General features: G+C 65.1%; 27 protein-coding genes and 1 tRNA gene. 7 read left to right on the top strand and 21 right to left on the bottom strand.

The features are described 5' to 3' along the window. Window positions 1-61: 61 nt before the first annotated feature. Window positions 62-2,425 carry a GumC family protein gene (locus tag DU475_RS08790; protein ID WP_164631759.1) on the bottom strand — a complete coding sequence of 788 codons (2,364 nt, stop codon included), beginning with the start codon at window positions 2,423-2,425 and terminating at the stop codon, window positions 62-64. Between the two features lie 268 nt (window positions 2,426-2,693). Between DU475_RS08790 and DU475_RS08785 the strand changes: the two genes are divergently transcribed. Then, window positions 2,694-3,833, top strand: coding sequence for a glycosyltransferase family 4 protein (locus tag DU475_RS08785; RefSeq protein ID WP_013502459.1), 1,140 nt, complete (start codon window positions 2,694-2,696; stop codon window positions 3,831-3,833). A 113-nt stretch (window positions 3,834-3,946) separates the two neighbouring features. Continuing rightward, the gene (locus DU475_RS08780; RefSeq protein WP_047308119.1) at window positions 3,947-5,506 is read left to right on the top strand and encodes an undecaprenyl-phosphate glucose phosphotransferase; all 1,560 of its coding nucleotides are present in this window, start codon (window positions 3,947-3,949) and stop codon (window positions 5,504-5,506) included. A 159-nt stretch (window positions 5,507-5,665) separates the two neighbouring features. Here the strand turns inward: DU475_RS08780 and DU475_RS08775 are convergent, their stop codons facing one another. Further along, complete coding sequence (locus tag DU475_RS08775) at window positions 5,666-6,448, bottom strand: DUF169 domain-containing protein (protein ID WP_164631757.1); 783 nt, start codon at window positions 6,446-6,448, stop codon at window positions 5,666-5,668. Window positions 6,449-6,667: 219 nt separating this feature from the next. Here DU475_RS08775 and DU475_RS08770 point away from each other — a divergent pair, with 219 nt between their 5' ends. Beyond that, window positions 6,668-6,985 (top strand): hypothetical protein, encoded by a 318-nt coding sequence (locus DU475_RS08770; protein ID WP_013502462.1) that lies wholly within the window; start codon window positions 6,668-6,670, stop codon window positions 6,983-6,985. Between the two features lie 114 nt (window positions 6,986-7,099). Here the strand turns inward: DU475_RS08770 and DU475_RS08765 are convergent, their stop codons facing one another. The 8 genes from DU475_RS08765 to DU475_RS08730 all read right to left on the bottom strand — a co-directional run bounded on the left by DU475_RS08765 (window position 7,100) and on the right by DU475_RS08730 (window position 12,795). Beyond that, complete coding sequence (locus DU475_RS08765; RefSeq protein WP_013502463.1) at window positions 7,100-7,537, bottom strand: hypothetical protein; 438 nt, start codon at window positions 7,535-7,537, stop codon at window positions 7,100-7,102. Between the two features lie 200 nt (window positions 7,538-7,737). Further along, window positions 7,738-7,815: transfer RNA gene (locus tag DU475_RS08760), tRNA-Pro, on the bottom strand. Window positions 7,816-8,129: 314 nt separating this feature from the next. Then, window positions 8,130-8,882: a MerR family transcriptional regulator gene (locus DU475_RS08755; protein ID WP_013502464.1), complete on the bottom strand. Its 753-nt coding sequence runs from the start codon at window positions 8,880-8,882 to the stop codon at window positions 8,130-8,132. Window positions 8,883-8,896: 14 nt separating this feature from the next. Next, window positions 8,897-9,253, bottom strand: coding sequence for an integration host factor subunit alpha (locus tag DU475_RS08750; RefSeq protein WP_013502465.1), 357 nt, complete (start codon window positions 9,251-9,253; stop codon window positions 8,897-8,899). A gap of 142 nt (window positions 9,254-9,395) precedes the next feature. Beyond that, window positions 9,396-10,373, bottom strand: coding sequence for a beta-ketoacyl-ACP synthase III (locus tag DU475_RS08745; RefSeq protein ID WP_013502466.1), 978 nt, complete (start codon window positions 10,371-10,373; stop codon window positions 9,396-9,398). Next, window positions 10,370-11,431: a phosphate acyltransferase PlsX gene (gene plsX, locus DU475_RS08740; RefSeq protein ID WP_013502467.1), complete on the bottom strand. Its 1,062-nt coding sequence runs from the start codon at window positions 11,429-11,431 to the stop codon at window positions 10,370-10,372. The genes DU475_RS08745 and plsX overlap by 4 nt, the downstream gene beginning before the upstream one ends. 245 nt (window positions 11,432-11,676) lie before the next feature. Beyond that, window positions 11,677-12,240, bottom strand: coding sequence for a YceD family protein (locus DU475_RS08735; RefSeq protein WP_164631755.1), 564 nt, complete (start codon window positions 12,238-12,240; stop codon window positions 11,677-11,679). Window positions 12,241-12,258: 18 nt separating this feature from the next. Next, window positions 12,259-12,795 (bottom strand): ubiquinol-cytochrome C chaperone family protein, encoded by a 537-nt coding sequence (locus DU475_RS08730; RefSeq protein WP_142882707.1) that lies wholly within the window; start codon window positions 12,793-12,795, stop codon window positions 12,259-12,261. A gap of 108 nt (window positions 12,796-12,903) precedes the next feature. Between DU475_RS08730 and DU475_RS08725 the strand changes: the two genes are divergently transcribed. Beyond that, a complete protein-coding gene (locus tag DU475_RS08725) occupies window positions 12,904-13,389 on the top strand; it encodes an outer membrane protein assembly factor BamE (protein ID WP_164631753.1) in 486 nt (161 codons plus the stop codon). 129 nt (window positions 13,390-13,518) lie between these two features. Here DU475_RS08725 and DU475_RS08720 read toward each other — a convergent pair whose 3' ends face one another. The 10 genes from DU475_RS08720 to glyA all read right to left on the bottom strand — a co-directional run bounded on the left by DU475_RS08720 (window position 13,519) and on the right by glyA (window position 23,220). Then, the gene (locus DU475_RS08720) at window positions 13,519-14,379 is read right to left on the bottom strand and encodes an alpha/beta fold hydrolase (protein WP_164631751.1); all 861 of its coding nucleotides are present in this window, start codon (window positions 14,377-14,379) and stop codon (window positions 13,519-13,521) included. Window positions 14,380-14,416: 37 nt separating this feature from the next. Then, complete coding sequence (locus DU475_RS24065) at window positions 14,417-14,575, bottom strand: hypothetical protein (RefSeq protein ID WP_011158284.1); 159 nt, start codon at window positions 14,573-14,575, stop codon at window positions 14,417-14,419. A 160-nt stretch (window positions 14,576-14,735) separates the two neighbouring features. Further along, window positions 14,736-16,856 (bottom strand): sodium-translocating pyrophosphatase, encoded by a 2,121-nt coding sequence (locus tag DU475_RS08715; protein WP_047308274.1) that lies wholly within the window; start codon window positions 16,854-16,856, stop codon window positions 14,736-14,738. Between the two features lie 230 nt (window positions 16,857-17,086). Then, a complete protein-coding gene (gene thiL / locus DU475_RS08710; protein ID WP_164631749.1) occupies window positions 17,087-18,058 on the bottom strand; it encodes a thiamine-phosphate kinase in 972 nt (323 codons plus the stop codon). Between the two features lie 216 nt (window positions 18,059-18,274). Then, window positions 18,275-18,796, bottom strand: a complete 522-nt coding sequence (gene nusB / locus DU475_RS08705) for a transcription antitermination factor NusB (RefSeq protein ID WP_013502475.1) — start codon at window positions 18,794-18,796, stop codon at window positions 18,275-18,277. Between the two features lie 5 nt (window positions 18,797-18,801). Then, on the bottom strand, window positions 18,802-19,293 hold the full coding sequence (ribH, locus tag DU475_RS08700) for a 6,7-dimethyl-8-ribityllumazine synthase (protein ID WP_164631748.1): 492 nt from the start codon (window positions 19,291-19,293) through the stop codon (window positions 18,802-18,804). A 215-nt stretch (window positions 19,294-19,508) separates the two neighbouring features. After that, window positions 19,509-20,117, bottom strand: coding sequence for a riboflavin synthase (locus DU475_RS08695; protein ID WP_013502477.1), 609 nt, complete (start codon window positions 20,115-20,117; stop codon window positions 19,509-19,511). 10 nt (window positions 20,118-20,127) lie between these two features. Beyond that, complete coding sequence (ribD, locus tag DU475_RS08690; protein ID WP_164631746.1) at window positions 20,128-21,297, bottom strand: bifunctional diaminohydroxyphosphoribosylaminopyrimidine deaminase/5-amino-6-(5-phosphoribosylamino)uracil reductase RibD; 1,170 nt, start codon at window positions 21,295-21,297, stop codon at window positions 20,128-20,130. Continuing rightward, complete coding sequence (gene nrdR / locus DU475_RS08685) at window positions 21,294-21,776, bottom strand: transcriptional regulator NrdR (protein WP_013502479.1); 483 nt, start codon at window positions 21,774-21,776, stop codon at window positions 21,294-21,296. Before nrdR ends, ribD begins: the two co-directional genes overlap by 4 nt. Window positions 21,777-21,921: 145 nt before the next feature. Next, on the bottom strand, window positions 21,922-23,220 hold the full coding sequence (gene glyA, locus DU475_RS08680) for a serine hydroxymethyltransferase (protein WP_047308132.1): 1,299 nt from the start codon (window positions 23,218-23,220) through the stop codon (window positions 21,922-21,924). 249 nt (window positions 23,221-23,469) lie between these two features. Between glyA and DU475_RS08675 the strand changes: the two genes are divergently transcribed. Together DU475_RS08675 and DU475_RS08670 are read left to right on the top strand one after the other, a co-directional pair. Further along, window positions 23,470-23,724, top strand: coding sequence for a type II toxin-antitoxin system VapB family antitoxin (locus tag DU475_RS08675; protein ID WP_164631744.1), 255 nt, complete (start codon window positions 23,470-23,472; stop codon window positions 23,722-23,724). After that, window positions 23,724-24,104, top strand: a complete 381-nt coding sequence (locus tag DU475_RS08670) for a type II toxin-antitoxin system VapC family toxin (protein ID WP_164631742.1) — start codon at window positions 23,724-23,726, stop codon at window positions 24,102-24,104. The genes DU475_RS08675 and DU475_RS08670 overlap by 1 nt, the downstream gene beginning before the upstream one ends. Window positions 24,105-24,833: 729 nt before the next feature. Here the strand turns inward: DU475_RS08670 and DU475_RS08665 are convergent. Next, a complete protein-coding gene (locus DU475_RS08665) occupies window positions 24,834-26,336 on the bottom strand; it encodes an esterase/lipase family protein (protein WP_164631741.1) in 1,503 nt (500 codons plus the stop codon). 73 nt (window positions 26,337-26,409) lie between these two features. Here DU475_RS08665 and DU475_RS24060 point away from each other — a divergent pair. Then, window positions 26,410-26,598, top strand: a 189-nt coding sequence (locus DU475_RS24060) for a hypothetical protein (protein ID WP_205524290.1), incomplete at its 3' end; no start/stop codon positions are given.

Raw genomic sequence — 26,598 nt, 5'->3', positions numbered from 1 at the left:
GATCGCAGGCGCCAAGGTCCGGGACGCTCCCCGGGCGTTGCTCTCGGACCCGATCTCCGAGTTATGCGGCAGCGGACCGCTGCCCCGGCTCCACCGGGTCGGTCGGCTCGACCGCGCGCAGCATCGTCACTTCCGAGAAACCGACCGCGACGAGCTGCTCGGCCATCCTGGCGCGGGCCTCGCCGGACATGGTCGGCGCCGGCACCACGACCGCCTGGGCCAGCGACGTCAACAGCTCGGCCGGCAGATCCGACGCGGTGCCGGCGTCCAGCAGCACGTGGTCGTACACCCGCATCAGCGCGTCGATCGCCAGCGACAAACGCGGCAGATGGAGCAGCCGGCGATCGAATCCCGGCTTGCCGGCGCTGACCAGTTGCAGCGAGGACGACCGATCGCGGGTGATGATCTGACCGAAAGCCGCTTCGCCGAGCATCAGCTCGGCGAGCCCCGGCGCCGACGGATCACTCGATGCGGCTTTCAGCATTGCGGAGGATTCGGACAGGTCGATCAGCACCACTTTGGCGTCACGCGCCAGCCGGCGCGCCAGCACCAGCGCGGTGGTGGTGACGGAATCGGTCGCGCCGGTGCCGAGCACGGTGAGCTTGCGGCCGCCCTCCCCGACGCTCTGCAACCGCGCGACCAGCGCCTCGATTTCGTCGGACGGCGCAGGTGCCGGAATTGCGGTTTGGGGCACTGCGACCGGCGCGGACTCGATGGGAGGCGCCGCCGCGACTGTCTCAGTCTGCGAGAGGGGTTCAGTCGGTGCAGCCTTCGGAGCCGCAACGGCAGCAGGCTGCGGTGCCGGCCTGGGATCGTCCAGCACAGGGACAGCAGCGTTGCGCGGTCGCGGCTGGGTCATCCGCAGCAGTTCACCGGCCGCGATGCCGCCTGAGGTCAGCAGCAGCGTCGCCAGCGTCGCGATCAGCACGATCGGGAACTTCTTCGGATAGTCCGGCGTGTTGGAGACGATCGCGCGCGAAATGATGCGGCTGTCGGACGGCGTCCGGTCGAGACTCTCGCGCGTCGTCGCCTCGCGATACTTCGCCAGATAGGATTCAAGCAGATCGCGCTGCGCCTTGGCCTCACGCTCCAGTGCGCGGAGCTGCACGTCCTGGCCGTTGCTCGCCGACGCCAGCTTCTTCAACTGGTCGAGACTCGCCGACAGGTTCTCCACCCGGCTGCTGGCGATCCGCGCGTCGTTCTCGAACGAGCGCGACAGCTTCACCGCCTCGTCGCGCAATTGCTGGTCGAGATCGGAAAGCTGCGCCTTCAGCTCCTTGATCCGCGGATGGCCTCCGAGCAGCGTCGAGCTTTGTTCGGCGAGCTGGGCCCGCAGCGTGACGCGTTGCTCCGACAGCCGGCGGATCAATTCGGAGTTCAGCACTTCCGACGCCTCGATCGGACCGCCGTTCTTCAACATTTCCTTGATCAGCCGCGCCTTGGCCTCCGCGTCGGATTTCAAGGCCCGGGCATTGGCGAGCTGGGCGTTGATGTCACCGAGTTGCTGATTGGACAGCGAGGTATTGTTGGTGCCGATGAACAGACTCGACTTGGAGCGGAACTCCTCGACCTTGTCCTCGGCCTCCGACACCTTTCGGCGCAGCGATTCGATTTCGCCGGACAACCACTGCCCCGCCGCCCTGGCCTGGGCCTGGCGCGCGTTCTGCTGCAGCACCAGATAGCCGTCGGCGATCGAATTGGCGACGCGCGCCGCAAGTTCCGGGTCTTGCGACTGGAATTCCACCACCATCACCCGCGACTTATCGACCGCGTAGGCGGTCAGCCGCTCGTAATACGCGTTCAGGACACGTTCTTCCGGAGTCATCGCGAACGGATCGCGGCCGATGCCGATCAGCGCCAGCAACGACTTCAGCGGGTTGATGCCCTTCAGCACCGGATCGAATTCGGGGCGCTCGGCGAGCTTGTTCTTCTTGATGATGTCGAGCGCCAGTTCGCGTGACAGCAGAAGCTGGACCTGGCTGGCCACCGCTTCCGGATCCGGCCCGCTGCGCTGATCGTCACGCTCGCCGGTCGGACGCAGGAAGCTGTTCTCGCGACCGTCGATCAGGATGCGGGCCTCGGATTTGTAGCGCGGGGTGATCAGGTTGACGATCGCCAGAGACACCACCAGCGCCAGCAGGGTCGGCGCGATGATCAGGTGCTTCTTGCGGGCGAGCGCCTGCCCGATCAGCCGGACGTCGATATCGCCGTCCGGCGGCAGCGGCGCCGGCTTGTCGAGCGCCGGATTGCGGGTCGGAGACCGTTTGAAGATCGCCTGCCGGATCGCGGGCTTGGGCACCGCGGGCATATCGGGCGCAGCGTCGGGTCGCGATGCCGGGGCGACGGCTGCGGCCGATGCTTCGCGAGTCGCGACCGAAGCCTTCGCCTTGTCGTCGTTGTTCCGGCGCCAAAACGCGATCCGCATTGCATACTCCTACGTGACGCGACCGACCGTCAGTGCGGAACCGACTACAAACCATTAAGGTTGCCGTGCGGTTAATCTCGACGGATGCACGCTCCTCATCCATGTTGACCGAATGCACACGGACACGCTTCGTTAACTACGAAGGCCGTTAATCGCGTCGGCCTTTCCGGATCCTCCTCATGTCTCGCGCCCCCGCTTTGATCGCCTCGCTTCCCGCCGCGCGCCGTCGCGACTGTCGCTGCGGCGTGCCGCGCGCGGCGGAGGCCCGATGAGCGCGGCTGCTCCTGACCTCCCGTTGCGAATCGTCCATGCGGTGCGCGCCCCGGTGGGAGGCATCTTCCGCCACATCCTCGACCTTGCCAACGGCCAGGCGGAGCGCGGCCATCAGGTCGCGTTGATCACCGACAACCTCACCGGCGGTGACCGCGCAGTGGCTGCGCTCGCGGAGATCGCGCCACGAATGAAGCTCGGCGTGTATCGAATGCCGATCCGGCGCGAACCGAGCATCACCGATTTGATGGTGTGGGTGCGTTTCAGTCGTCTGATCGCCGCGTTGAAGCCCGACGTGCTGCATGGCCACGGTGCCAAGGCCGGAGTGTTCATGCGCGTGGTGCCGAGGCCGTCCGGCTCGATCCGGGTCTACACCCCGCACGGCGGCTCGCTGCACTACCCGACCTCGACGCTCGAGGGCCAGCTCTACAGCCGGCTCGAGCGGCTCTCGATGAACCGCACCGAGCTTTTCCTGTTCGAAAGCGAATTCGCACGCGCCACCTACGAGCGGATGATCGGCAAGCCCGAAGCCATGGTGAGATGTGTGTTCAACGGTGTCACCGCCGGCGAATTCGATCCGATCACGCTCGCCGCCGACGCCACCGACGTCTGCTACGTCGGCGAGTTCCGCCACATCAAAGGCGCCGATCTGTTGATCGACGCTATCGCGCGATTGCGCGCCGAGGGCCGCGCGGTGACGCTGACGCTCGGTGGTGACGGCGAAGAAACCGAAGCTCTGAAGGCGCAGGTGGCGCGGCTCGGCCTCGGCACAGCGGTGCGCTTCATCGGCCACGTCAAGGCGCGCCACGGCTTCGGCCAAGGCCGGCTGCTGGTGGTGCCGTCGCGCGGCGATTCGATGCCCTATGTGGTGATCGAGGCGGCCGCCGCAGGCGTGCCGATGATCGCCGCCGACGTCGGCGGCATTCCCGAAATCTTCGGCCCGGAACATCGTGATGCGCTGTTCGCCCCGAGCGATCCGGCGGCGATGGCCGCCACGATCGCCGCGGCGCTCGACGATCAGCCCGCCGCCCGCGAGCGGGCGCGCCGGCTGCGCGAACGGATCTTCCTGCATTTCTCGCAGAAGGCGATGGTCGAAGGCGTGCTCGCGGGCTACCGCGCGGCGCTGGCGAAGCGCTGAGCTTGGGTGATCGCGCTAACCGTTTCTTGCGACTTTTCCGTTAAGGCCGGGACTCGGGGGAGTTCGTCGGACGACCGATCGGTGGTGCCGGCGCAAGTGACGGAAATGAACCAATGGAGCCGATCAGCGCCCGTTCGATGATCAGCGCTGCTGCGACGGGATCCGCGGTCGCCGCCTCCGGCGACGGCGCGCCGCGGGTGGAACGCCGCAAGCGGTTGTCGCCGGCCGCCCTCGCGGTGGCCAATCAAAAGGTGCGCCCGGCCTATTCGCCGATCGTGATCGCCGGCTCGGTGCGGCTCGCCGATTTCCTGGTGATCGCGCTGGTCGGCATCGCTCTGTATTTCGCCATCCTCGTGCGCCGAGAAGGCTTCGTCTGGGAATACATCGGCGCCATTCTCGGCACCACGATGACCTCGATCATCGTGTTCCAGGCCGCCGACCTTTACGCGGTGCAGCTTTTTCGGGGCACCCTGCAACAGATGACGCGGCTGCTCTCGGCCTGGTCGTTCGTCTTCTTGCTCTTCATCGGCGCATCGTTCTTCGCCAAACTCGGCGGCGAAGTGTCGCGGCTGTGGCTCGCCTCGTTCTATTTCGCCGGTCTCGCAGCGCTGATCGCCGAGCGGCTTGCGGTGCGCGGGCTGGTCCGTCGCTGGGCGCGCGAAGGCAGACTCGACCGCCGCACCGTGATCGTCGGTGCCGACGCCAACGGCAGCAAGCTGATCGAGGCACTGAGGGCCGACCAGGCGGACGCTTCCGACATTCGCATCCTCGGCGTGTTCGACGACCGCAACGACTCCCGTTCGCTTCCCACTTGCGCCGGCGTGCCGAAACTCGGCAAGGTCGACGACATCCCCGAATTCGCCCGCCGCACTCGCGTCGATCTGGTGCTGTTCGCGTTGCCGATCTCGGCAGAGACCCGCATCCTCGACATGCTGAAGAAGCTGTGGGTGCTGCCGGTCGACATCCGCTTGTCCGCGCACACCAACAAGCTCAGGTTCCGTCCGCGCGCCTATTCCTATCTCGGCAAGGTGCCGACGCTCGATGTCTTCGAAGCGCCGATCACCGATTGGGATCAGGTGATAAAGCAGGTATTCGACCGGGTCGTCGGCGGTCTGATCCTGATCGCCGCCGCGCCCGTGATGGCGCTGGTGGCGCTGGCGATCAAGCTCGACAGCCCCGGTCCGGTGCTGTTCCGGCAGAAGCGGTTCGGCTTCAACAACGAGCGCATCGACGTACTCAAGTTTCGGTCGATGTATCACCACCAGGCCGACCCGACCGCCTCCAAGGTCGTCACCCGCAACGATCCGCGCGTGACCCGCGTCGGCCGTTTCATCCGCCGCACCAGTCTCGACGAGCTGCCGCAACTGATCAATGTGGTGTTCAAGGGCAATCTGTCGCTGGTCGGCCCGCGCCCACATGCGGTGCAGGGCAAGCTGCAAAGCCGCCTGTTCGACGAAGCCGTCGACGGCTACTTCGCACGCCACCGCGTCAAGCCCGGCATCACCGGCTGGGCCCAGATCAACGGCTGGCGCGGCGAGATCGACAACGAAGAAAAAATTCAGAAGCGCGTCGAGTTCGACCTGTACTACATCGAGAACTGGTCGGTGCTGTTCGACCTCTACATCCTGCTGAAAACGCCGTGGGCCCTGCTCAAGGGCGAGAACGCGTACTGAGGCGCTCGTTTCAGCGCGCTCCCCACACCGTCATTCCGGGGCGCCGCGCAGCGGCGAACCCGGAATCCCGAAGATTTTTGAAACGTCCTGCCTCACCACGTCGAGATTCCGGGTTCGCGAGCTTCCGCTCGCGCCCCGGAATGACGAGTTGAGTGGTTGTTACTTATTCCCATACGAGACGCCCATCCCGGCCCGGACATCGGCCTGGATCCCGTAGGGCGCGATCGGGTAGCGCAGGCCATTCCTGCCGAGCTGCTTCATGCCCTCGATCGCCTTGGAAAGATACGACGGGCTGAGTGCCATCAGCATCTCTTCGTCCGGCACGCCGCCGTATCGGCGCTCCGCGAAGCACGGCAGCGACAGGCTCGGCTCGCCGGTCTTCAGCGCCCTGCCCCAGGAATCCGCGCAGGCGGTCTCGCCGACCACGCTCCATTCGAACTTCTTGTAGCCGGCATATTGCAGGCCGTTGATCAGGATGATCATCTGACCGGGCGTCGCATAGACGAGGCAGATGTCCGGCGGATCGAGCCGGCCGCTCGCCAGCGGCGAGACCGCCATCGCCTGGTGATGGCCGAACGGCACCACGTCGAGCGCGTGCTGGCGCGCGCTGGCGTCTTCCTGTGTCGCATGCCACACGCCGACATAGGAGCGCCCGGCGAGCCATTGGTCGTCCTGCGGTGCGAGGCCGATCACCGCGCGGCATTGTTCTCCGACCAGATCGGCAGCGGTGATCCCGACGGTCCAGCCGAGCCGCGAAGCCATGCTGACGATCTGGTCGGTGGTGTGGATCGCGTTCGGCCGCCGGATCTTCGGCACCGCCTCCATCTCGGCGACGGTTCTGAACAGCTTCATCCCGATCACTGTGGTCTTCAGCCGCAGCAGCGCGTTGAGATCGTCGACCAGCGCGGCAAGGTCGAAACGGACCGGCGCAACGGCGTCCATGAGCGAACTCCCTATCGATCTATCGGTGCCGCGCTTGCTGCACGGCTTGGCGGCCAGCTTAGCCGCGCGGACCCGCCGGCGCGAGTCCGCGGCGTCAACGGCGCAGCGGTGAGGCCGGCATTCGTCGTCAGGCGCGTTCCGGACAAGCGGCGCGCTTTTGCGATTCGGCGAATTGCCCTAGTCTTGCAGCCAGATTCAGTCGATCCGAGGAGACCCTTGATGCTGGCAGCCACACTTCAGACCGCGGCCTTTCTGTTCCTGTTGCTGGCTGCGCTTCTGGTGTTTTCGGTGTTCGTCGCCTTCATCGCGCCGCCGCTGACCAAAGCACCCAAGCCCGGCTTCACCACGGTGCTGATGTATTTCGCCGCTGAACTCGCCGCGCTGATCGTCGCGATCTGGATCGTGGTCGAGGTGTCGTCGTTCGAATTCCTGCCGGTGCTGATCGCGCTGGCGATCGCGGCAGTCGTGTTCGCACCGCAGCTCGTCGCCAAGATTCCGCTGCCGCAGTCGGTCGCCGGCGTGCTGGGGCGCAAGTAATCCCGCTGCGGAGCCTGCCCGCGCGCGCCGGGCCAGGCCAAGCAGAACTCGCCACGATACTGGAAAGCCGCCCTCCGGGGCGGCTTTCGTTTTGGTTCACCCGGTCCGGATGGATCAATGGCTGTGACGCCGCCGCAGCCGGGCGATCGCGCCGGCGAAGATCTGCATGGTGACGCCGCCAAGCCAGCCGGCCAGGATCAGCCAGCTCAGGCTGGAATGCAGATTGAGCCGCAGCACCACGGCGGTCACCGATACGAACGCCGCCAGCGTCGCCAGAAAGGTGCCGAACGCGCTGAGAAACTCGGCGGCGTCGATCTTGCCGCGTCCGCGCGGCTGCTCGTCCGGTTCGTGGAACGACAGCGGCGGAATGTCGATGCCGAGATAGAAGCCCACCGCGCCGAGCGCGATCATCGCCAGCAGGAATCCGATGGTGGTCAGCGCCGCGAAGCTGGTGCCGACATGAGCGCCAACAAAGGTGCCGCACGCCGCGCCGGCCAGCGCCAGCCCGGACCTTTCGAGAAAATGGGCCGCCTTTCGCACACGCAGTCGCATTGTCGAATCCTCGCTTGTCGCGATGCAACGAGGTTATGACATTTCAATGAAGCACGGAAGGATGCGGAAGAATGCTAACAGCGTCTGCGGCCGTCACGACTCCGCCACTCGTCGCGAACCGAGATAGCCGGTCAGATCTGTCAAACACTGCTCTAAAGGGGCGATCGAACCACTGATCAACGCGCAGCAATCGCTGCGAATGGTCGGAGCGAAAGGATTTGAACCTTCGACCCCTAGTCTCCCAGACTAGTGCGCTAACCGGGCTGCGCCACGCTCCGATGCCGTTTCGGCCCTGATGCTGTAGCGGCGATCGCGCGTTCGCGCAAGCTGCGGAGGATCAATTCGAGACGTGTTTGGCCTAGAATGCGGGGCTGGCCCGTTGATCCGATCCCATCCGCGGCCCAGCCACCGCCGGCCGTGTTGGCCGCCAGCAGTTGCACAGCCTGATGCATGGCATGTCTCGGGCATCCGCGTCTTGGCTGACAACAAAAAGGCTCAGTGTTCGCCGAGAAGCCCGATCGTGGATGGCCGGGACTTGCCCGGCCACGACGAAAACACCGGGTTTGTCTACGCTTAAAGGCGTTTCTTGAGACTATTGCTCAAGACTATCCGCCTGCCCTCGGCCATCCTTGATCGCGGCGTCGAGCAGTTCGCGGCATGCGATCAGGTCGCTGAGTACGGTGCGGAGCGGAGCCAGATCGACCGGAGGCGGCGCCGGCGGCAGCTTGGCGGCGGGAAACTCCAGCGGCGGCAGATCGAACCGTGGCGCGCGGCCGGGAGCAGCCATGACGGAAGCCGGCTCGACGGCGAAATCGTCGTCGTGACCGTCGTCCTCGTGATCATCGAACCGCGGCGCGTGGCGCGGTTCCGCCTCAACGTGGCGGCGCGGCGCGGGTGATGGCGCGGCGCGACGGTCCGGCTCGGCCATTGCGGCGTGCAGATCGAGCCCCTCGTCCTCACCGTCGTAATCGTCGTCATCGGCGTCGATTCCGCCAGGGACCGGCTCGAACTCTTCGTCTTCCGCGACGGACCTGGTGATCGCCGCCTCGACCGCGCCGAAGCTGGCGTGAACCTCGGCGTCAGCCAGCCGCTGCACCGACTTGATGCCGTGCTCTTTGAGGATCCGCTGCACCCCGCGGATGGTGTACCCCTCGCCGTACAGCAGCCGGCGGATGCCCTTGAGCAGATCGACGTCGTCGGGCCGGTAGTAGCGCCGGCCGCCCGACCGCTTCATCGGCTTGATCTGGCTGAACCGTGTCTCCCAGAACCGTAGTACGTGCTGCGGAATGTCGAGCTCGGCTGCGACCTCGCTGATGGTGCGGAATGCGTCGGGCGCCTTGTCCAAGGGCCAGCTCCCCGTCAGCCGCCGGAGGCGGTTTGCGCGGTATTTTCGTCAGATTCTGTAGTCGACGCAGGCACAGCGCCATTGGCGTTGATGCGCTGCTTGAGGATCGCCGACGGCTTGAACACCATCACCCGCCGCGGCGAGATCGGCACCTCGGTGCCGGTCTTCGGGTTGCGCCCGACACGCTCCCCCTTCTGCCGCACCAGGAACGATCCGAACGACGACAGCTTCACCGTCTCGCCCCGCTCCAGGCAGTCGGTGATTTCCTTCAACACCAGTTCGACGAATGCCGACGACTCGGTGCGCGACAGTCCGACCTTCTGGTAGACCGCCTCGCATAGATCGACACGTGTGACTGTTCGTCCGGCCATCGCCTGCCCCACCTCACGGCGAAAGAAAATCTGCGCTGAAATTAAGAGGTTAACAATCGGCGGTCAACAGCGCCGCGTCCTAAAGCGTCTCAAAGTTAGCACCGAACGTCATGGAAATGCTGCTAAAATCTTACGCGTCCGACTACCAGCGGAGCAGCGCGGCGCCCCAGGTGAAGCCGCCGCCCATCGCTTCGAGCAAAACCAAATGGCCCTTCTGGATACGGCCGTCCTGGACTGCAGTGCACAATGCCAGCGGGATCGATGCCGCCGAGGTGTTGCCGTGACGGTCGACCGTCATCACCACCTTCTCGGGCGCGATATGCAGCTTCTGGGCCGAGGCGTCGATGATGCGCTTGTTGGCCTGATGGGGCACGAACCAGTCGACATTGTCGGCACTGGTGCCGGAAGCGTTGAACGCGTCGACGATCACCCCGGTGATCATGCCGACCGCGTGCTTGAACACCTCGCGTCCTTCCATCCGAAGATGGCCGACGGTCTGGGTGCTCGACGGGCCGCCGTCGACATACAGCTTGTGTTTGTGACGGCCGTCCGAGCGCAGATGCGTGGTTAGCACGCCGCGGTCGGCGGAAGTGCCCCAGCCTTCCTGCGCTTCGAGCACGATCGCGCCGGCGCCGTCGCCGAACAGCACGCAAGTGCCGCGATCATTCCAATCGAGGATGCGGGAGAAGGTCTCGGCGCCGATCACCAGCGCTCGCTTGGCCGAGCCGGCCCGCAGGTAATTGTCCGCAGTGGCGACCGCGAACACGAAGCCGGAGCACACCGCCTGCAGGTCGAAGGCGACGCCGTGGGTCATGCCGAGCGCGGCCTGCACCTGCACCGCGGTCGCCGGGAAGGTGTGGTCAGGGGTCGAGGTCGCCAGCACGATCAGGTCGATCTGATCGGCGGTCAGGCCGGCATTGTCGAGCGCCGCCTGGGCGGCTTTGGTGGCCAGATGCGAGGTGAATTCGCCGTCGGCGGCGATATGGCGCTCGCGAATTCCGGTGCGCTGGACGATCCATTCGTCCGAGGTGTCGACGGTCCGGGCCAGCTCTTCGTTGGTGAGAACCCGCTCCGGCAAGTAAGCGCCGCAGCCCAGTACGACCGAACGAATCACCGTCACGAGACAGCCTCCTGGACACCCGGCGTCGCGACCAACGCGCCGGCATCACGATTGAGCGTTTGATTGATCTTGGTCAGGAGATCGTAGCGGACCATGTCATAGCCAACATCGACCGCATAGGCAAAGCCCTCGGCATTGGTTCCGCCGTGGCTCTTGACCACGATTCCGTTGAGGCCGAGGAAGACGCCGCCGTTGGACTTGTTGGGGTCCATCTTGTCCTTGAGCGCCTTGAAAGCGTCGCGCGCGAACAGATAGCCGATCTTCGACCGCCAGGTCCGGGACATCGCGGCGCGAAGATATTCGGCGAGCTGGCGAGCGGTGCCCTCCGCCGCTTTCAGCGCGATATTGCCGGCGAAGCCTTCCGACACGATCACGTCGGCGGCGCCCTTGCCGATACCGTCGCCCTCGACGAAGCCGATGAATTCGAACCGTTGCGAATCCATCGCGCGCAACAGCTCGGCGGCTTCGCGGATCTCTTCGCCGCCCTTGATTTCCTCGACCCCGATGTTGAGCAGGCCGACCGTCGGTCGCTCGAGATCGAACAGCACGCTGGCCATCGCCGCGCCCATCACCGCCAGCGCCTTGAGGTGGTGTGCGTCGCCGCCGATCGAGGCGCCGAGATCGAGCACCACCGAATCGCCGCGCATCGTCGGCCAGGTGGCGGCGATCGCCGGACGATCGATCCCGGGCAGCGTTCGCAGACAGAATCGCGCCATCGCCATCAGTGCGCCGGTGTTGCCGGCCGACACCGTGACGTCGGCCTCGGCCTTCTTCACCGCATCGATCGCCTGCCACATCGACGATTTGTAGCGGCCGCGGCGCAGCGCCACGCTCGGCTTGTCGTGCATCGCCACCGCGACGTCGGTGTGAATCACCCGCGACGCCTTGCGCAGCGCCGGATGCGCGGCAAGCTCCTTCTCGATCAGCTTGGCATCGCCGTAGAGGAGGAATTCGACGTCCGGATGCCGGCCGAGGGAGATCGCCGCGCCGGGGATCACGACGGAGGGGCCGAAATCGCCCCCCATTGCGTCGAGCGCGATTCGAACTTTCTGAGGCATGGGCGTTCCGGAAGCCTGATCGCCTGCGACCTTGAAGCGCTTGGCCGCGGACTCAAAAAAAGCCCCATCGGGGGCGGTGATAAAGCGTGCAGCGCTGCACACCGATGCGGCCGGACAATAGCCGTTCTCCGCCCCGATACAACATCTTGATCGGGCAGATTTAAGTCGCATTTCGTAGCGTGTCGGCGGGCGTCTTTCGGCAGCGCTCCGGCACGGCCGTGGCGCGCCTGGCAGCCGCCGCGGGGTCAGCGTTTCGGCTTGCGCGGGGCCGCGGTGCCGGTCGGCAGTTGCAGCGCTTTCAGCGCCGCGAACGGGTTCATATCGGGATCGTCGCGGTCGACGATCGGCTCGAACACCGCGTCTGGCTTGCGCGGATAGGGGTCGAGCCCGAGAAACAGCGCGTCGGTCGCGACACGGCCGATATCGATCAAGCCGCGCTCGATCGCCTCCGGCGGATCGCCCGGATCGGGCTCGCCGTCGTCATCGACCGAATCGGCCATTTCGCGAATTTGCTCCGGCGGCAGGAAGGTGAGATCGACCGCCTCGTCGACGAGGTTGTCGACCGGATCGAGCGTCACCACGCAGGTCTGGGTGACCTTGGCGCGCACCCGGCCGGTGACCTGAACGCGGCCGTCGGCGAACGGCTTCAGATCAAAAGACGCAGTCGCCTCGGCGACGCCGCGCAGGCCGCCGAGCGCGCTGATCGCCTCGCACTGAGGTGCGGTCGCCGCGATGTCGCGATGCAGCCCGGTCTCCGGAATCTGCAGCACCACGACCGGCACGCTCCACGGATTGTCTTCGCTCGCCATCGTCCAGCGTCCTTTGTCTTACGCAGTCGGCTGCGGAAACGGCAATTCGCCGCTGCGCAGCTTGGCCGGCGGCACGGCGTCGAGCGCCGCGATCACCTGCCCGACATAGACCGCCAGCTTCCGTGCATTTTCAATGTCGGCGCCGTCGAGAACGTTCCGGTTCAGCGCCAGCTCGAGGTCTTCGCGGCCTTCGGTGAGCGCCAGATCATACGCCGCCGAGCGGCCGTAGAACGCCTCGCCGAACGCCTGCATCCGCTTCGGCACCGACAGATCGCCGACCCCAAGCTCGCGCAGGTTGGCGTCGAGGTCGCTGCAGAAATAGTCGAACAGCGCCTGGGCGAACGGCGACGCGTCCTGGATGCTGCGAATCCGCCGCAGCACCAGCCACAGATGCACCACCAGCATCTCGAATCGGCCGTTGACCGTGTCGGCGACGCCGAATTCCTGATAAAAGGCCGGCAGGCGCGATTGCGTCACGATCGTGCCATAGATCGCTTCAATGGTGCCGCGCGGCGGCGTCCGGGGCGGACGGAGCAGATTGAACGGCCAGATCATCGCGGGTTCCAGGTCCGGGCCCGTGCGGGCCTTTCGGGATTGCTTTCCGAGTTCCTGCCCGGTACGTCAACGCCCTGCGCGATGCAAGGGGATGAGGCCAACTCCCGGATGAGTATTTCGATCGACCGAAGCAGGCGCGCCGACGCGCCGCGAAGCCGTTTTTCGCTGCCGCGCAGCCTCGGCCTGGCCGTGGCGCTGACTTTGGTCGGCGCCGGCATGGGGGCCTGCACGTCGGAGCAATTCCAGAAAGGCTACATTCTGCCCAACGGTGCGCTGGAGCAGATCCCGATCGGCGCCAGCCAGGATCAGGTGCTGCTGGTGATGGGCACGCCGTCGACCGTCGCGACACTGGACGGCGAGGTGTTCTACTACATCTCCCAGCGCACCGAGCGTGCGGTCGCGTTCATGCCGCAGAAGGTGATCGACCAGCGCGTGATCGCGATCTATTTCGACAAGAACCGCCAGGTCCGCCGTATCGCCAATTACGGCCTGCAGGACGGCAAGATCTTCGACTTCATCAGCCGCACCACGCCGACCTCCGGCCAGGAGATGAGCTATCTGGCGCCGCTGTTCCGGCTGATCAGCTTCCGCTGAGGCGGAGGCGCGTCAATGCAATGGTGTCGATAGGTTTGATGGGTTTCGCTTGCGCTCAACCCATCCTACCTGAGCCCTCGTAGGATGGGTTGAGCGTGAGCGAAACCCATCTCAGCAGCGCAGTGCCGGCTACGCCAGCCCCTTGCCCCGTGCCCACTCGGCGATCGTCGCATTGACCTCGTCGGGTGCGTCCTGCTGCACCCAATGCGAGGCCCGCGGCAGCTTGCGCAGGGTGAAATCTTCGACGAACATCTCGTTGCCCTCCGTCAGCTTGATGTCGAGCGCGAGGTCGTTGTTGCCCCAGATCATCAGCGTCGGCACGGTGATCACCGGATTGCTGCCGGCGCCGCCGGCAAGGCCGGAGAAGTTGGCGCGATAGTAGTTCAGCATCGCAGTGGCCGCGCCCGGCTGTAGGATGTTGCGGCGATAAATCTCGAGCTGTTCGGCCGGGATCTTGTGGCTGTGGCTCCTGAACATCTTCACCAGCGGTGCGCCGCCCTTTCGCGTCAGCAGCCATTCCGGCAGCCACGGCAATTGGAAGAAGGCGACGTACCAGGAGCGGCGGCGCTGGGTCCAGCCGCGGCGCAGCTCGCGGGCGAACGCGTCGGGATGCGGCGCGTTGAGAATGACCAGCCCGTCGAGATGCACCTTGCTGCGCAGCGCGACCTGCCAGGCGATCACCCCGCCCCAATCGTGGCCGATCAGGATACGGCGCTTGCCGCCGAGCGCAGCGAACAGTGCCGCGATGTCGTCGGTCAGATGCTCGATCGTGTAAGCGGCCTTGCCGCTCGGCCGAGCCGAGCCGCCATAGCCGCGCAAGTCCGGCGCCGCCACTCGCCAGCCGAGTTCCGCCAGGAAAGGGATCTGCCGGTGCCACGACTGCCGCGCTTCCGGAAAGCCGTGCAGCAGCAGCGCGACGGTGTCGCCCTGCCCCGCGATGTCGACCGCAAAGCGCAGGCCGTTGGCTTCCAGCGCCGTGTCGATCGCCATGCACCGAGCTCCCAGCCGGACCCGGCCGATCCTACGCCTATGATTTGTCCTTGTTGATCTTCTTGATCTTGGCGTCGGTCGCCTCGATCGAACTCGCCAGCTCGAGAATCGCCTTCGACAGCAATTCGGCGGCCTCCTTCTGGTCCTGCGACTTGGCGGCGCGCAGCGCGTAGTTCTTGGCGGATGACAGCGACATGGCGGCTCCTGTTGTTGTGTCGGCCGCTGCTTGATGTAGCAGACACGCGGCGTTTGTAGATGGGTCGAGCGCAGCGAAATCCATCCTACGACGTTCCCGCAAGCAAAAGCCCCGCGGCTCGCGCCGCGGGGCCTGATGTCGGTCCAACCTCTCCTGCCGCTTAGTGCGCCAGGACCGCCAGCAGCAGCAGGGCGACGATGTTGGTGATCTTGATCATCGGGTTCACGGCCGGACCCGCGGTGTCCTTGTAGGGATCGCCGACGGTGTCGCCGGTCACCGCGGCCTTATGGGCATCGGAGCCCTTGCCGCCGTGGTGGCCGTCCTCGATGTACTTCTTGGCGTTGTCCCAGGCGCCGCCGCCCGAGGTCATCGAGATCGCGACGAACAGGCCGGTGACGATCACGCCGAGCAGCATCGCGCCGACCGCCGAGAATGCCGCCGACTTGCCGGCCACGCCGCCGCCCGCGATCGCGTAGATCGCGAAGTAGACGAAGATCGGCGACAGCACCGGCAGCAGCGACGGGATGATCATTTCCTTGATCGCCGCCTTGGTCAGCAGGTCGACCGCCTTGCCGTAGTCCGGCTTGTCGGTGCCCTTCATGATGCCGGGCTTTTCGCGGAACTGGCGACGCACTTCCTCGACGATCGCGCCGGCGGCGCGGCCGACCGCGGTCATGCCCATCGCGCCGAACAGGTACGGCAGCAGGCCGCCGAACAGCAGGCCGACCACGACGTACGGGTTGTTCAGCGAGAAGTCCGGAGCGACGCCGACGAAGTACGGCGACTTCTGCGCAATGAAGAACTTGAGGTCTTCATTGTAGGCTGCGAACAGCACCAGCGCGCCGAGACCGGCGGAGCCGATCGCGTAGCCCTTGGTGACCGCCTTGGTGGTGTTGCCGACCGCGTCGAGCGCGTCGGTCGACTTGCGCACTTCCTTCGGCAGGCCGGCCATTTCGGCGATGCCGCCGGCGTTGTCGGTGACCGGGCCGAAGGCGTCGAGCGCGACGATCATGCCGGCCAGCGCCAGCATGGTGGTGGTGGCGATCGCGATGCCGAACAGGCCGGCAAGGCTGTAGGTGATCAGGATGCCGGCGATGATCACGATCGCGGGCAGCGCGGTCGCTTCCATCGAGATGGCGAGACCCTGGATCACGTTGGTACCGTGGCCGGTGACCGAGGCCTGGGCGATCGACTTCACCGGGCGGAAGTCGGTGCCGGTGTAGTATTCGGTGATCCAGATGATCAGGCCGGTGACCGCGAGGCCGACGACGCCGCACAGGAACAGCGACATGCCGGTGAAGCTGACGCCCGGCAGCGGGCCGAAGCCGACCAGCCACCAGATTGCGGCGCCGACGCCGACCAGCGACAGCACGCCGGTGGCGATCAGGCCCTTGTACAGGGCACCCATGATCGACTGGGAAGCGCCGAGCTTGACGAAGAAGGTGCCGGCGATCGAGGTCAGGATGCAGATGCCACCGATGGCGAGCGGCAGCGTCATCACGTTCTGGAGCTGCTCCGGCGGAGCGGCGCCGAAGAAGATCGCGGCCAGCACCATGGTGGCGACCGCGGTCACCGCATAGGTCTCGAACAGGTCGGCGGCCATGCCGGCGCAGTCGCCGACGTTGTCGCCGACGTTGTCGGCGATCGTCGCCGGGTTGCGCGGGTCGTCCTCCGGAATACCGGCTTCGACCTTGCCGACGAGGTCGCCGCCGACGTCCGCACCCTTGGTGAAGATGCCGCCGCCGAGACGGGCGAAGATCGAAATCAGCGAGGCGCCGAAGCCGAGCGCGACCAGCGCGTCGATCACGGTGCGGTCACGCGGACCGAGGCCGGCGAACTGGATCAGGTAGATGAAATACAGGGTGACGCCGAGCAGCGCGAGGCCGGCAACCAGAAGGCCGGTGATCGCGCCCGCCTTGAAGGCGAGCTCGAGGCCGCCGGCAAGCGAGGTGGTGGCCGCCTGCGCGGTGCGGACGTTGGCGCGCACCGACACGTTCATGCCGATGAAGCCGGCGGCGCCCGACAGGATCGCACCGACCGCGAAGCCGATCGCCACGAGCACGCCGAGGAAGTAAGCGAGAGCTGCGAAGATCACCACGCCGACGATGGCGATGGTCATGTACTGCCGCTTCAGATAGGCCTGCGCGCCTTCACGCACCGCGCCCGCGATTTCCTGCATCCGCGCGTTGCCCTGGTCGGCAGCGAGCACCGACGAGGTCGCCCAGATGGCGTATACGATCGATAGCGCTCCGCAGAGCACGATCACCCATAGAGCTGTCATACCTGATTGCCTCAGTCCCGAGTTTCACCCCCGTGCCTGCGCTGCGGGAGCGGCGCGGGCGCGCAACAAGATGGCGTGCCCTCTTTTGCGGGGCAGCCTCAAATCGCGGCGGACCTTGCCAAAATCACAGGTGCTCCGCAATCGCTGCGAAGGGACTAAGCTGGGCTTTTCCGCTCACCTTCGGGCAATTCCATCGGCCTTCCTGGCGCCGGAATACCTGGAACTAAGTGTCAGAAGTGACTGAAAGAGAGCGTCTTCAGCGGGATTTCGCGGGCGTTTGCGCCGAGCCAGCGCGGCGGCGTGGTTCCGGCTTCGGCGACGCCGATCACGCTCACCCGGACACCGTCCCGCTGCGCTGCAGCAAGAAACTGATCAAGCCTGGATTGTGCAATGCCGCAAAGCAGTTCGTAATCATCGCCGCCGCTGAGTAATCGCGCCAGCTTCGACTCATCGGTTCCGATGATCGCACGTGCAGCATCCGACAACGGCACTGCGGTGGCGTCGAGAGTCGCGGTGACGCCAGAGGCGGCGCACATCTTGGCGAGATCGCCGGCGAGTCCGTCGGAGACGTCCATCGCCGCCCCGGCATGATCGCGCACGGCCGGCGCCAGCGCCGAGCGCGGCTGCGGCACCCGGTAGCGATCGATCAGGAAGGCACGGCCGGCATCGCTGGCCGCCGTCGCCCGGCCCTGCAGCAGATCGAGCCCGAGCGCGGCGTCGCCGATCGTGCCGGTGACCACAATGGCGTCGCCGGGCCGCAGCGCGTCGCGCAGCACCATCCGGCCCGGGGGCACCCGGCCGAACGCGGTCACGGAAATCATCATCGGCCCCGGGGTCGACACCGTGTCGCCGCCGAGCAGCGGGCAGCGGAACGTCGCGGCATCCTCGCCGAGCGCGGCGGCGAACGGGGCGAGGAAACGCTCATCGGCCTGGCGCAGCGCCAGTGTCAGCAGGAAGCCGGCCGGCTCTGCGCCCTTGGCGGCCAGGTCGGAGAGATTGACCCGCAGCGCCTTGCGGGCGATCGCGGCGGGCGGATCGTCGGGAAGATAGTGCACGCCCTCGACGATCGCGTCGGTGGTCAGCACCAGATCGCTTGCGGACGCCGCCAGCACGGCGGCGTCGTCGACCAGCCCCCGCGCGCCGGGATCGGTCGCCAGCGGCTTGAAGTAGCGTGCGATCAGATCGTCTTCACCGGAGGGCATCGAAGCAAGAACCTCGCCGTCATTGCACCTACGTTACCCAAGGCACGGCGCGCTCCCTCTCCCGCTTGCGGGAGAGGGCTGGGGTGAGGGTGCCTCGAGCATTGACTCTCGGCCTCGCGGAGGCGCCCCCTCACCCGGATCGCATCTCGCGATGCGATCCGACCTCTCCCCGCACGCGGGGCAAGGTTAGTCCGCCATTGTTGCGGCGTCCCGCGCTCAGCGCGTAAACTCGTCCTCGCGGAACTGGCGGGCGATCTGGTCGAGCACGGCATTGACCATGCCGGTCTCGTCCTTCTCGACGAAGGCGTGGGCGACGTCGACATATTCGGACACGACCACGCGCGCCGGGATGTCCTTGCGGTGTTCGAGCTCATAGGCCCCTGCCCGCATCACCGCGCGCAGGATCGCATCGATCCGCGCCAGCGGCCAGCCCTTGGCGAGCAGATCGTCGATCAGCGGATCGATCTGCTTTTGCTCGCGCACCACCCCCGAGACGATGTCGCGGAAGAAAGCGGCCTCCGCGGGGAGATACTGCTCGCCCTCGACCTCGTTGCCGATCCAGAAGCTCTCGAACTCGGCGAAGGTCTCGTTGATGCCGGCGCCGCCGATGTCCATCTGGTACAGCGCCTGCACCGCGGCGAGCCGCGCCGCGCCGCGCCGGTTGGCCTTGCGCTCGCCTTTCGGCGTCATCTTTTTAAGATCGGGCTTCTTGAACGCGGGTTTGTTGATCTCGGCCATCGGCATCAAGCCTTCGCCAACCGGCGTTTGATCCGCAGCATCGCCAGCGCGGCGCGCGCGGCGTCACCGCCCTTGTTGAGGTCGCCCGGCTTCGCCCGCGCCCAGGCCTGCTCGTCGGTGTTGACGGTGATGATGCCGTTGCCGAGCGGAAACTTTCGCGCGCCGCTGAGGTCCATCAGCGCACGGGCCGACTCCATCGACACGATCTCGAAATGGATGGTCTCGCCGCGCACCACGCAACCGAGCGCGATCGCCGCGTCGTAGGGCTTGCCGGCGGCCTCGGCGGCATCGATCGCGATCGCGACCGCAGCGGGGATTTCCAGCGCGCCGGGCACGGTGAGCACGTCGTGGGTGGCGCCGGCAGCGTTCAGCTCGGCGACTGCGCCTTCCAGCAGCGCGTCCTGGATGTCGTCATAGAACCGCGCCTCGACGATCAGGACGCGCGCGCCCGAAACGTCGGTCTGGTCTTTCAGGGGTGCGCGCCGCGCGTCTGCCATGTGTCGCTTCTTCTTCGGTCGGTTGTCTGCATCTCGGCCAGTACGGGCCTCATCCTGAGGAGCGGCCCATTGGCCGCGTCTCGAAGGATGAGCGCCGCGAAGCTCATGGTTCGAGACGGCGCTTCGCGCCTCCTCACCATGAGGGCCTGCGGGTTGTAGGCGGAGGCCGGCGCAAAGCCAAGCCCGCGTATGACGTCCTCGTCCGTGTCTGCCGCCTATTTCATCTCGCTGAGCCGCGCCGCATAGCGCGCCATCAGGTCGACCTCGATATTGACCTCGCTGTCGACCTGCCACCCGCCCAAGATGGTCGCCGACAGCGTGTGCGGGATGATCAGCACCGTGAATTTGGTGTCCTCGACCGTGTTCACCGTCAGCGAGGTGCCGTCGAGCGTCACCGAGCCCTTCGGCGCAATGAACCGCGCCAGTTCGCGGCTAGCCTCCAGGGTGAAGCGCGCCATGTCGGGCAGCTCCTCGCGCGCCACCACCTTGGCAATGCCGTCGACATGGCCGGTGACGATGTGGCCGCCGAGCTCGTCGCCAATCTTCAGCGCGCGCTCCAGGTTGAGCCGGGTGCCGGCGGACCAGGCTTTCGCCGTGGTCTTGGCCAGCGTCTCGGCGCCGGCGTCGACTTCGTACCAGGTCCTGCCGCCTTCGGTGCCTGAGCCGACCACTGTCATGCAGATGCCGTTGCTGGCGATCGAGGCGCCGTCGACGATGGTCGACTGGTCATAGGCGCAGCGAATCCGCAGCCGGTGCAACTGCCCCTGCGCGACCGGCCTGACGGTCTCGATCTCGCCGATGTCGGTGACGATGCCGGTAAACATGGAAGACCTTCTAGTTGGGATCATAAATGGTGAGTGTGTCGGAGCCGACGCGCTCGCTGCTGCGAACGCGCCAATGCGGTGAATCGGTGATCGCGGCGAGCGGCAGCCCCGCCAGCGCGTCGACCCCGTCGGGCCCGATCGTCGTCTCGCTGCGCCACAGCCGGATTTCGTCGGCGCGCCGCTGCGTGACGAACGCCGCGGCGACGCGGGCGCCGCCTTCGACCAGCAGCCGGGTGACGCCCTTGTCCGACAGCGCGTGCAGCACCGCCGGCAGATCCAGCCCCGGCGCGGCGGCGCAATCGGCCACATGGACCACCTCGGCACCGGCGGCACCAAGTCGCGCGGCGGTGGCGGCCTCGGCGATTTCGGAGGCCATCAGCCACAGCGACGTGGTCCGGGCCGAATGCACCAGCTTGCTGGCCGACGGAATCCGCAAGGATCGGTCGAGCACGACACGGATCGGCGACTGCGCCGCCATCCCGGGCAGCCGGCAGGTCAGCTCCGGATCGTCGGCCAGCACGGTGCCGATGCCGACCAGCACCGCATCCGACCGGGCGCGCAGCAGATGCGTCCGGGCGTTCGCCGCCTCGCCGGTGATCGCGACCTGCTTGTGGCCCGCGGCGGCGATCTTGCCGTCGGCCGAAACCGCCAGCTTCAGCGTCACATGCGGACGGCGGGCGCTGATCCGGCAAAGGTGGCCGGCATGGTCGTGGGTCGCCTCATCGGCGCAGATGCCGATCTCGACCGCGATTCCGGCGGCGCGCAGCTTCGCGTGGCCCTGGCCCGCGACCAGCGGATTGGGGTCTTCGATCGCCGACACCACCCGAGCAATGCCGGCGGCAACGATCGCATCGGCGCAGGGCGGCGAGCGGCCGTGATGCGAGCAGGGTTCCAGCGTGACATAAAGCGTGGCACCGCGCGCCGCCTCGCCGGCGCGGCGCAGCGCCTCGACCTCGGCATGGGGGCGGCCGCCGTCCTGGGTCCAGCCGCGGCCGACAATGACGCCGTCCTTGACCAGCACCGCGCCGACGGCCGGATTGGTTCCGGTGCGCCCCTGCCCGCGCCGGCCCAGCGCCAGCGCCAATTGCATGAAACGCTGGTCGGCGTAACCTGCGGCTTTGGCCGCCTTCTCGGCGGCGAGCTTGTGGCCGATCTGCTCCTCCAGGATGCGGAAGATCATTTGCGGACCAGCGCCGCCCTCGCCTCGTCTTCGTGAGAGAGTTCGCCGAGCACGGCCTCGAAATCCTTGGCCTCGCGGAAATTGCGGTACACCGAGGCGAACCGGACATAGGCGACGTCGTCGAGCTTGCGCAGATGCTCCATCACGCTTTCGCCGATGATCTCCGACGAGATCTCGGCCTCGCCGCCGCTCTCCAGCTCGCGCACGATCGCCGATACCATCTGCTCCACTCGCTCCGGATCCACCGGCCGCTTGCGCAAACTGATCTGCACCGAGCGCACCAGCTTGTCGCGGTCGAACGGCACCCGGCGGCCGTTGCGCTTGATCACGATCAGCTCGCGGAGCTGCACCCGCTCGAAGGTCGTGAAGCGGAAGTTGCAGGCGATGCACACCCGCCGCCGCCGGATCACCGAGGAATCCTCGGTCGGGCGGCTATCCTTCACCTGGGTATCGAGGCTGTTGCAGTTCGGGCAGCGCATCGCGACGCGTCCTCAGTGACCTCGAGGGGATGGGTCCCTCACCTTTCGTCATGGCCGGGCTCGTCCCGGCCATCCACGTCTTCGTACCGCTGCCACGCCGTCAAGACGTGGATGGCCGGCACAAGGCCGGCCATCACGGGGCTGTTTACTGGTAAATCGGAAACCGATCCGTCAATTCCTTCACCCGCTGCTTCACCGAGGCTTCCACCAGCGGCGCGGCGCCATCGGACGACTGCGCAATCGCGTTCAGCACCTCAGCGATCAAGTGACCAACCTGCTGGAACTCGGCGACGCCGAATCCGCGAGTGGTCGCCGCCGGGGTGCCGAGGCGCAGGCCGGAGGTCACGAACGGCTTCTCGGGGTCGAACGGGACGCCGTTCTTGTTGCAGGTGATGGCGGCGCGGACCAGCGCCTTCTCCGAGACGTTGCCCTTCAGCCCCTTCGGCCGCAGGTCGACCAGCATCAGATGGTTATCGGTGCCGCCGGAGACCAGATCGAAGCCGGCGCCACGCAGCGTTTCCGCAAGCGCCTTGGCGTTTTCGACCACGTTCTTCGCGTAGACCTTGAAGTCGGGCTGCAGCGCTTCCTTGAACGCCACCGCCTTGGCGGCGATCACGTGCATCAGCGGGCCGCCCTGCAGGCCGGGGAAGATCGCCGAGTTGAACTTCTTGGCCAGCGCCTCGTCATTGGTGAGGATCAGGCCGCCGCGCGGGCCGCGCAGCGACTTGTGGGTGGTGGTGGTGACCACATGGGCGTGCGGCACCGGCGAGGCATGGACGCCGCCTGCCACGAGGCCGGCGAAGTGCGCCATGTCGACCATGAAATACGCCCCGACACTGTCGGCGATCTCGCGGAAGCGCTTGAAGTCCCAGGCGCGCGGATAGGCCGAGCCGCCGGCGATGATCAGCTTCGGCTTGGCTTCCTCGGCGAGCTTGGCGACCGCATCCATGTCGATCATCTGGTCTTCGCGGCGCACCGTGTAGTGCACCGGCTTGAACCACTTGCCGCTCATGTTGACCGGGGCGCCGTGGGTGAGATGGCCGCCGGCGGCGAGATCGAGGCCCATGAAGGTATCGCCGGGCTGCAGCAGCGCCAGGAATACCGCCTGGTTCATCTGGCTGCCGGAGTTCGGCTGGACGTTGGCGAAATTGGCGCCGAACAGCTTCTTGGCACGATCGATCGCGAGATTCTCGGCGACGTCGACGAATTCGCAGCCGCCGTAGTAGCGGTTGCCCGGATAGCCTTCGGCGTATTTGTTGGTCATCACCGAGCCCTGCGCTTCCAGCACCGCGCGGCTGACGATGTTCTCGGAGGCGATCAGCTCGACCTCGTGGCGCTGGCGGCCGAGTTCGCCGCGGATCGCAGCGGCGATCTCGGGATCGGCCTGCTCGAGCGAGGCGGAAAAGAAGCTGTCGGGCGCGGAGGCGGGGTTGGCTGTGCTCATGGGAAAAGTCTCCACCGTCGCAGCCGGTTCATCGGATGCGAGCGGTTACGGGATAGCGGTTCGGAAGCGGCGGCTGCGCCATAGCACATCCGCCCCCGCCGGCCAAGGACGCCGCCACATTTGCGGCCATGCGCCTCAGTCAGACCCAGATATGGTGGATGCGAAGGAGTTGCAGGAGAAAACGAAGGCACTTCCCCTTTGGGATGTGTGAAGGTAGAAAATGCCCAGCTAGGTACCAAGGAACCAACCATGGCGTTGAGCATCAAGGACCCTGAGACCGAGCGGCTGGCGCGCAATCTCGCGCAAGCGACCGGCGAAACCATCACCCAGGCGACGAAGCGCGCGCTGGAAGAGCGGCTACGTCGGGTCGGCGGACAATCCCGCCGCGCCGAGCTGCTGGAGGACATGGCGGCGATCCGGCAGCGCTGGCGCGCGATGCCGGTCCGCGACGACGGGACCGCGGACGAGATCCTTGGCTACGACGAGCAAGGCTTGCCGCGCTGATGGTGATCGACACCTCCGTTATCGTGGCGATCGCGCTCGACGAGCCGGATGCCGCGGCGCTCGAAGCGCGGATCGCCGACGATCCGGTCCGCCTGATTTCCGCCGCTACCGTGCTCGAAGCGACCATCGTACTCGAGACCCGGCTCGGCGATGCCGGCGGCCGCGAATTCGACCTCTGGCTGCTCAAGATCGGCGCCGAGATCGTCCCGGTCGACGCCGAGCAGATGGAGGCCGCGCGCCGCGCCTGGCGCCGCTATGGCAAAGGCCGCCACGCCGCCGGCCTGAACTACGGCGACTGCTTCGCCTATGCCCTGGCGCTGACCCGCGGCGAACCGCTGCTATACAAGGGCGACGATTTCGCGAGGACGGAGATCGGTTAGTTCGCGGCGACGGATCAACCAAGCGAGACGCGGGCCAACTCTTACCGCACAGCGAGGCGCAACGCAGCTGGTCAGAACGGCTTGACAGGCTCCCGCATATCGTTCACGCGAACTACTTTGCTGCAAAACGATTGCAGGAGGGCGAAAGAACTTATCTTGTCCCTACCAGCCGGCTGCATCGCGGCTCACGATGGGGCGGACCACTTGAAGTAGTAATGTATACAACCTTGAGGACGGCATGATTTCGAGCTGCATTCCTTCGTCCGATGGCGAGTGCCGCCTGAAAATTCCGCTCGCTTAAAGCTCGAGGGTCATCCTCCCGGACAAATTCGGCAAACTTGGCGCTGTCTGGAGTTACGCATACATAGCCAGAACTAATATCCGACGCAGCGATATGCGCCCTAGTGATTCTAATGATGCAATTCAGTGCGCCCGAACTGCCGACTACAACGACAAGAACTGCACCAGTCGCTGAGTACACCCCAATTTCGCCGCACGCTTTTGAGCCAAACTGAGTGACACCCGCCTCCCCAGCACTGAGCCCCTTCTTATGAGCGGCCATCGCAACCGACGAGTCTACGATGCTGGACATGAGAGCAAAAAGACCCAACACGCCAAGAATGTAGGCTAATCTTATACAATTCCACATCACTATACCTTTCATTATTCTCTATTCTCTCTACGTCACAGCGAGTGACCGGATCTCTAATACTAAACACATTTCAAACTCTAGGGGACTTCAAAGTCGTCGTTGTCGCGCGCCCTCGGTCGCTTGCGAGCGCTTCCAGCCCTCTTTACACGCTTAGATTCCTGAGTCCGCAATTCCGATCGATCCGGGCGCCGAAGCCCCCCTCCATCTGCTTTCACCAGCCTGGCTATCGACCGCGCCGCCGACTCTGCCCACCGACCAGTCGGCACCTCAATCAAGTATTCCACGTAAGCAGCAATCGAACCTTGCCTTAGAGCACGAAGCCATTTCAATTCGTCGATCTCCTCGATCGTTGATTTGGCGTCCGCTGCCTGTTTGCTATCCGGGAATTCATCAATGTACGAACGGTAAGCGATGAGGGTATCCAAGCTCAGAGCACGGGCCCAAGCAACTACCTCCACCCCTTCCTGACTACCTTTCTGCTCAAGATTTCTTTGCGGATCATTCCTGGCCACTCCATCGTCGACTTCAACAAAACCAGGAGCAATGGGGGGAGACGAATCATTCAATCCGCCCTCAGAATAAATACTACCGTCTCGCGCAGGCACGACGTCTGATTCGTTGGAAACTCGTCTCATTGAGGCCAGCGAGAAGAAAATCCCGCCCACTACGCACAGGACGCCAAGGACGATCCAGCTACGGTTGATTCGAGATCTTGATGCTTGCTCGCTCGCCCCTCCCACCCCCTCGTCGCTAGACACCGCAGTAGGGGCCTGAGTTAATGTAGCAGGCTTAGTAGACCATAAGGTCAAATTGCGAGACAGCCTGAGGCCTGCGATCCGATTTCGTATTGTCTGAAACAGAAGATAGTCGCGCTCTTTCGGCTTGCAGATATCTATGTGGTCGGCGTCGATCGGAATCGGTGTAACTATGCTATTCGCCGTCGATGCCTTAGGATCCGCATCTCTATTGTTCACAATTGTTAGCTTAAAGTGACATTTTAGCTTAGTGGGGTAGCGCTCATAGAAAACAACAGTCTCAATCTTTTTGGAGAGAGCAAGACCCCTATAGACATCGCCCAATCGGTCCAGACGTTCAGTCTTAGTTAGGAGCAAGAGCAGCTTTGAAAACCCCGGAACAGCGGCGAAAGACCTCAGTAACGAGAGCCTTGAATGTGGTGTAGCTATAAATACAACCAACTTCGTGTTGTTGATTAGATTTTTCCAACGATCATTGTCTCTTGCTACACTAAGTATTTCCTTGATGACCAAGCCGCCAAGGCTGTGACAGACGAAAACAATAGGCGTATTGTTTCTTCGAAGTGGCGAACTAGTGATTTTTTCGATTAGTGCAATGGCAAGCTCGCGAAGAGAATGGTTAGGTTTTCGCCAAAAAATGCTCGAAGCATATCTGACGCTGAATACTGCCAGTCCCTCAAATTCATCTAGAAGCCAGCGCGGCCAGAACTGGCCTGACGAGTTCGTCCATGTCTTCATCCCGTCGCCTGAAAAGCCGTGGATAAAGATCACATCTATCAGCCCGGCCTTTGGACCGAAATGTGAGTCGAGCTGAATGGCTTCCACTACAATTCTGCCTAATGTAATTTTGACAGGCTGAGCTCTGTGCGCGGAGACGTTCTGAGGTTATTCTAACGTGATGCAAATGCTCGCTTCAAATGGCAATTCGAACTATGAGCAGATATACGATGAAGCGCTTCCTCATGTCGACTGCTGCTTCGCCGCGCACTCCTTAGACGTGGGCAGCTCGGGTGAAGCCCTTGAGTACCTTGAGCTTGTTCGCCACACCGCATTTGTGGCAAGAGGCTTTGACCACGGTGAGCTACCC

Source organism: Rhodopseudomonas sp. WA056 (assembly GCF_010906995.1).
Taxonomy (GTDB): Bacteria; Pseudomonadota; Alphaproteobacteria; order Rhizobiales; family Xanthobacteraceae; genus Rhodopseudomonas; species Rhodopseudomonas palustris_G.
The sequence above is the reverse complement of the archived record's forward strand: the minus strand, read 5'-3'. Positions and strand labels throughout refer to the sequence as shown.

What these genes read in the sequence shown, in the direction of transcription:
- DU475_RS08790 (WP_164631759.1), bottom strand. Translation starts at nt 2,425, where the DNA reads ATGCGGATCGCGTTTTGGCGCCGGAACAACGACGACAAGGCGAAGGCT.
- DU475_RS08785 (WP_013502459.1), top strand. Translation starts at nt 2,694, where the DNA reads ATGAGCGCGGCTGCTCCTGACCTCCCGTTGCGAATCGTCCATGCGGTG.
- DU475_RS08780 (WP_047308119.1), top strand. Translation starts at nt 3,947, where the DNA reads ATGGAGCCGATCAGCGCCCGTTCGATGATCAGCGCTGCTGCGACGGGA.
- DU475_RS08775 (WP_164631757.1), bottom strand. Translation starts at nt 6,448, where the DNA reads ATGGACGCCGTTGCGCCGGTCCGTTTCGACCTTGCCGCGCTGGTCGAC.
- DU475_RS08770 (WP_013502462.1), top strand. Translation starts at nt 6,668, where the DNA reads ATGCTGGCAGCCACACTTCAGACCGCGGCCTTTCTGTTCCTGTTGCTG.
- DU475_RS08765 (WP_013502463.1), bottom strand. Translation starts at nt 7,537, where the DNA reads ATGCGACTGCGTGTGCGAAAGGCGGCCCATTTTCTCGAAAGGTCCGGG.
- DU475_RS08750 (WP_013502465.1), bottom strand. Translation starts at nt 9,253, where the DNA reads ATGGCCGGACGAACAGTCACACGTGTCGATCTATGCGAGGCGGTCTAC.
- plsX (WP_013502467.1), bottom strand. Translation starts at nt 11,431, where the DNA reads ATGCCTCAGAAAGTTCGAATCGCGCTCGACGCAATGGGGGGCGATTTC.
- DU475_RS08735 (WP_164631755.1), bottom strand. Translation starts at nt 12,240, where the DNA reads ATGGCGAGCGAAGACAATCCGTGGAGCGTGCCGGTCGTGGTGCTGCAG.
- DU475_RS08730 (WP_142882707.1), bottom strand. Translation starts at nt 12,795, where the DNA reads ATGATCTGGCCGTTCAATCTGCTCCGTCCGCCCCGGACGCCGCCGCGC.
- DU475_RS08725 (WP_164631753.1), top strand. Translation starts at nt 12,904, where the DNA reads ATGAGTATTTCGATCGACCGAAGCAGGCGCGCCGACGCGCCGCGAAGC.
- DU475_RS08720 (WP_164631751.1), bottom strand. Translation starts at nt 14,379, where the DNA reads ATGGCGATCGACACGGCGCTGGAAGCCAACGGCCTGCGCTTTGCGGTC.
- DU475_RS24065 (WP_011158284.1), bottom strand. Translation starts at nt 14,575, where the DNA reads ATGTCGCTGTCATCCGCCAAGAACTACGCGCTGCGCGCCGCCAAGTCG.
- DU475_RS08715 (WP_047308274.1), bottom strand. Translation starts at nt 16,856, where the DNA reads ATGACAGCTCTATGGGTGATCGTGCTCTGCGGAGCGCTATCGATCGTA.
- thiL (WP_164631749.1), bottom strand. Translation starts at nt 18,058, where the DNA reads ATGCCCTCCGGTGAAGACGATCTGATCGCACGCTACTTCAAGCCGCTG.
- nusB (WP_013502475.1), bottom strand. Translation starts at nt 18,796, where the DNA reads ATGGCCGAGATCAACAAACCCGCGTTCAAGAAGCCCGATCTTAAAAAG.
- ribH (WP_164631748.1), bottom strand. Translation starts at nt 19,293, where the DNA reads ATGGCAGACGCGCGGCGCGCACCCCTGAAAGACCAGACCGACGTTTCG.
- DU475_RS08695 (WP_013502477.1), bottom strand. Translation starts at nt 20,117, where the DNA reads ATGTTTACCGGCATCGTCACCGACATCGGCGAGATCGAGACCGTCAGG.
- ribD (WP_164631746.1), bottom strand. Translation starts at nt 21,297, where the DNA reads ATGATCTTCCGCATCCTGGAGGAGCAGATCGGCCACAAGCTCGCCGCC.
- nrdR (WP_013502479.1), bottom strand. Translation starts at nt 21,776, where the DNA reads ATGCGCTGCCCGAACTGCAACAGCCTCGATACCCAGGTGAAGGATAGC.
- glyA (WP_047308132.1), bottom strand. Translation starts at nt 23,220, where the DNA reads ATGAGCACAGCCAACCCCGCCTCCGCGCCCGACAGCTTCTTTTCCGCC.
- DU475_RS08675 (WP_164631744.1), top strand. Translation starts at nt 23,470, where the DNA reads ATGGCGTTGAGCATCAAGGACCCTGAGACCGAGCGGCTGGCGCGCAAT.
- DU475_RS08670 (WP_164631742.1), top strand. Translation starts at nt 23,724, where the DNA reads ATGGTGATCGACACCTCCGTTATCGTGGCGATCGCGCTCGACGAGCCG.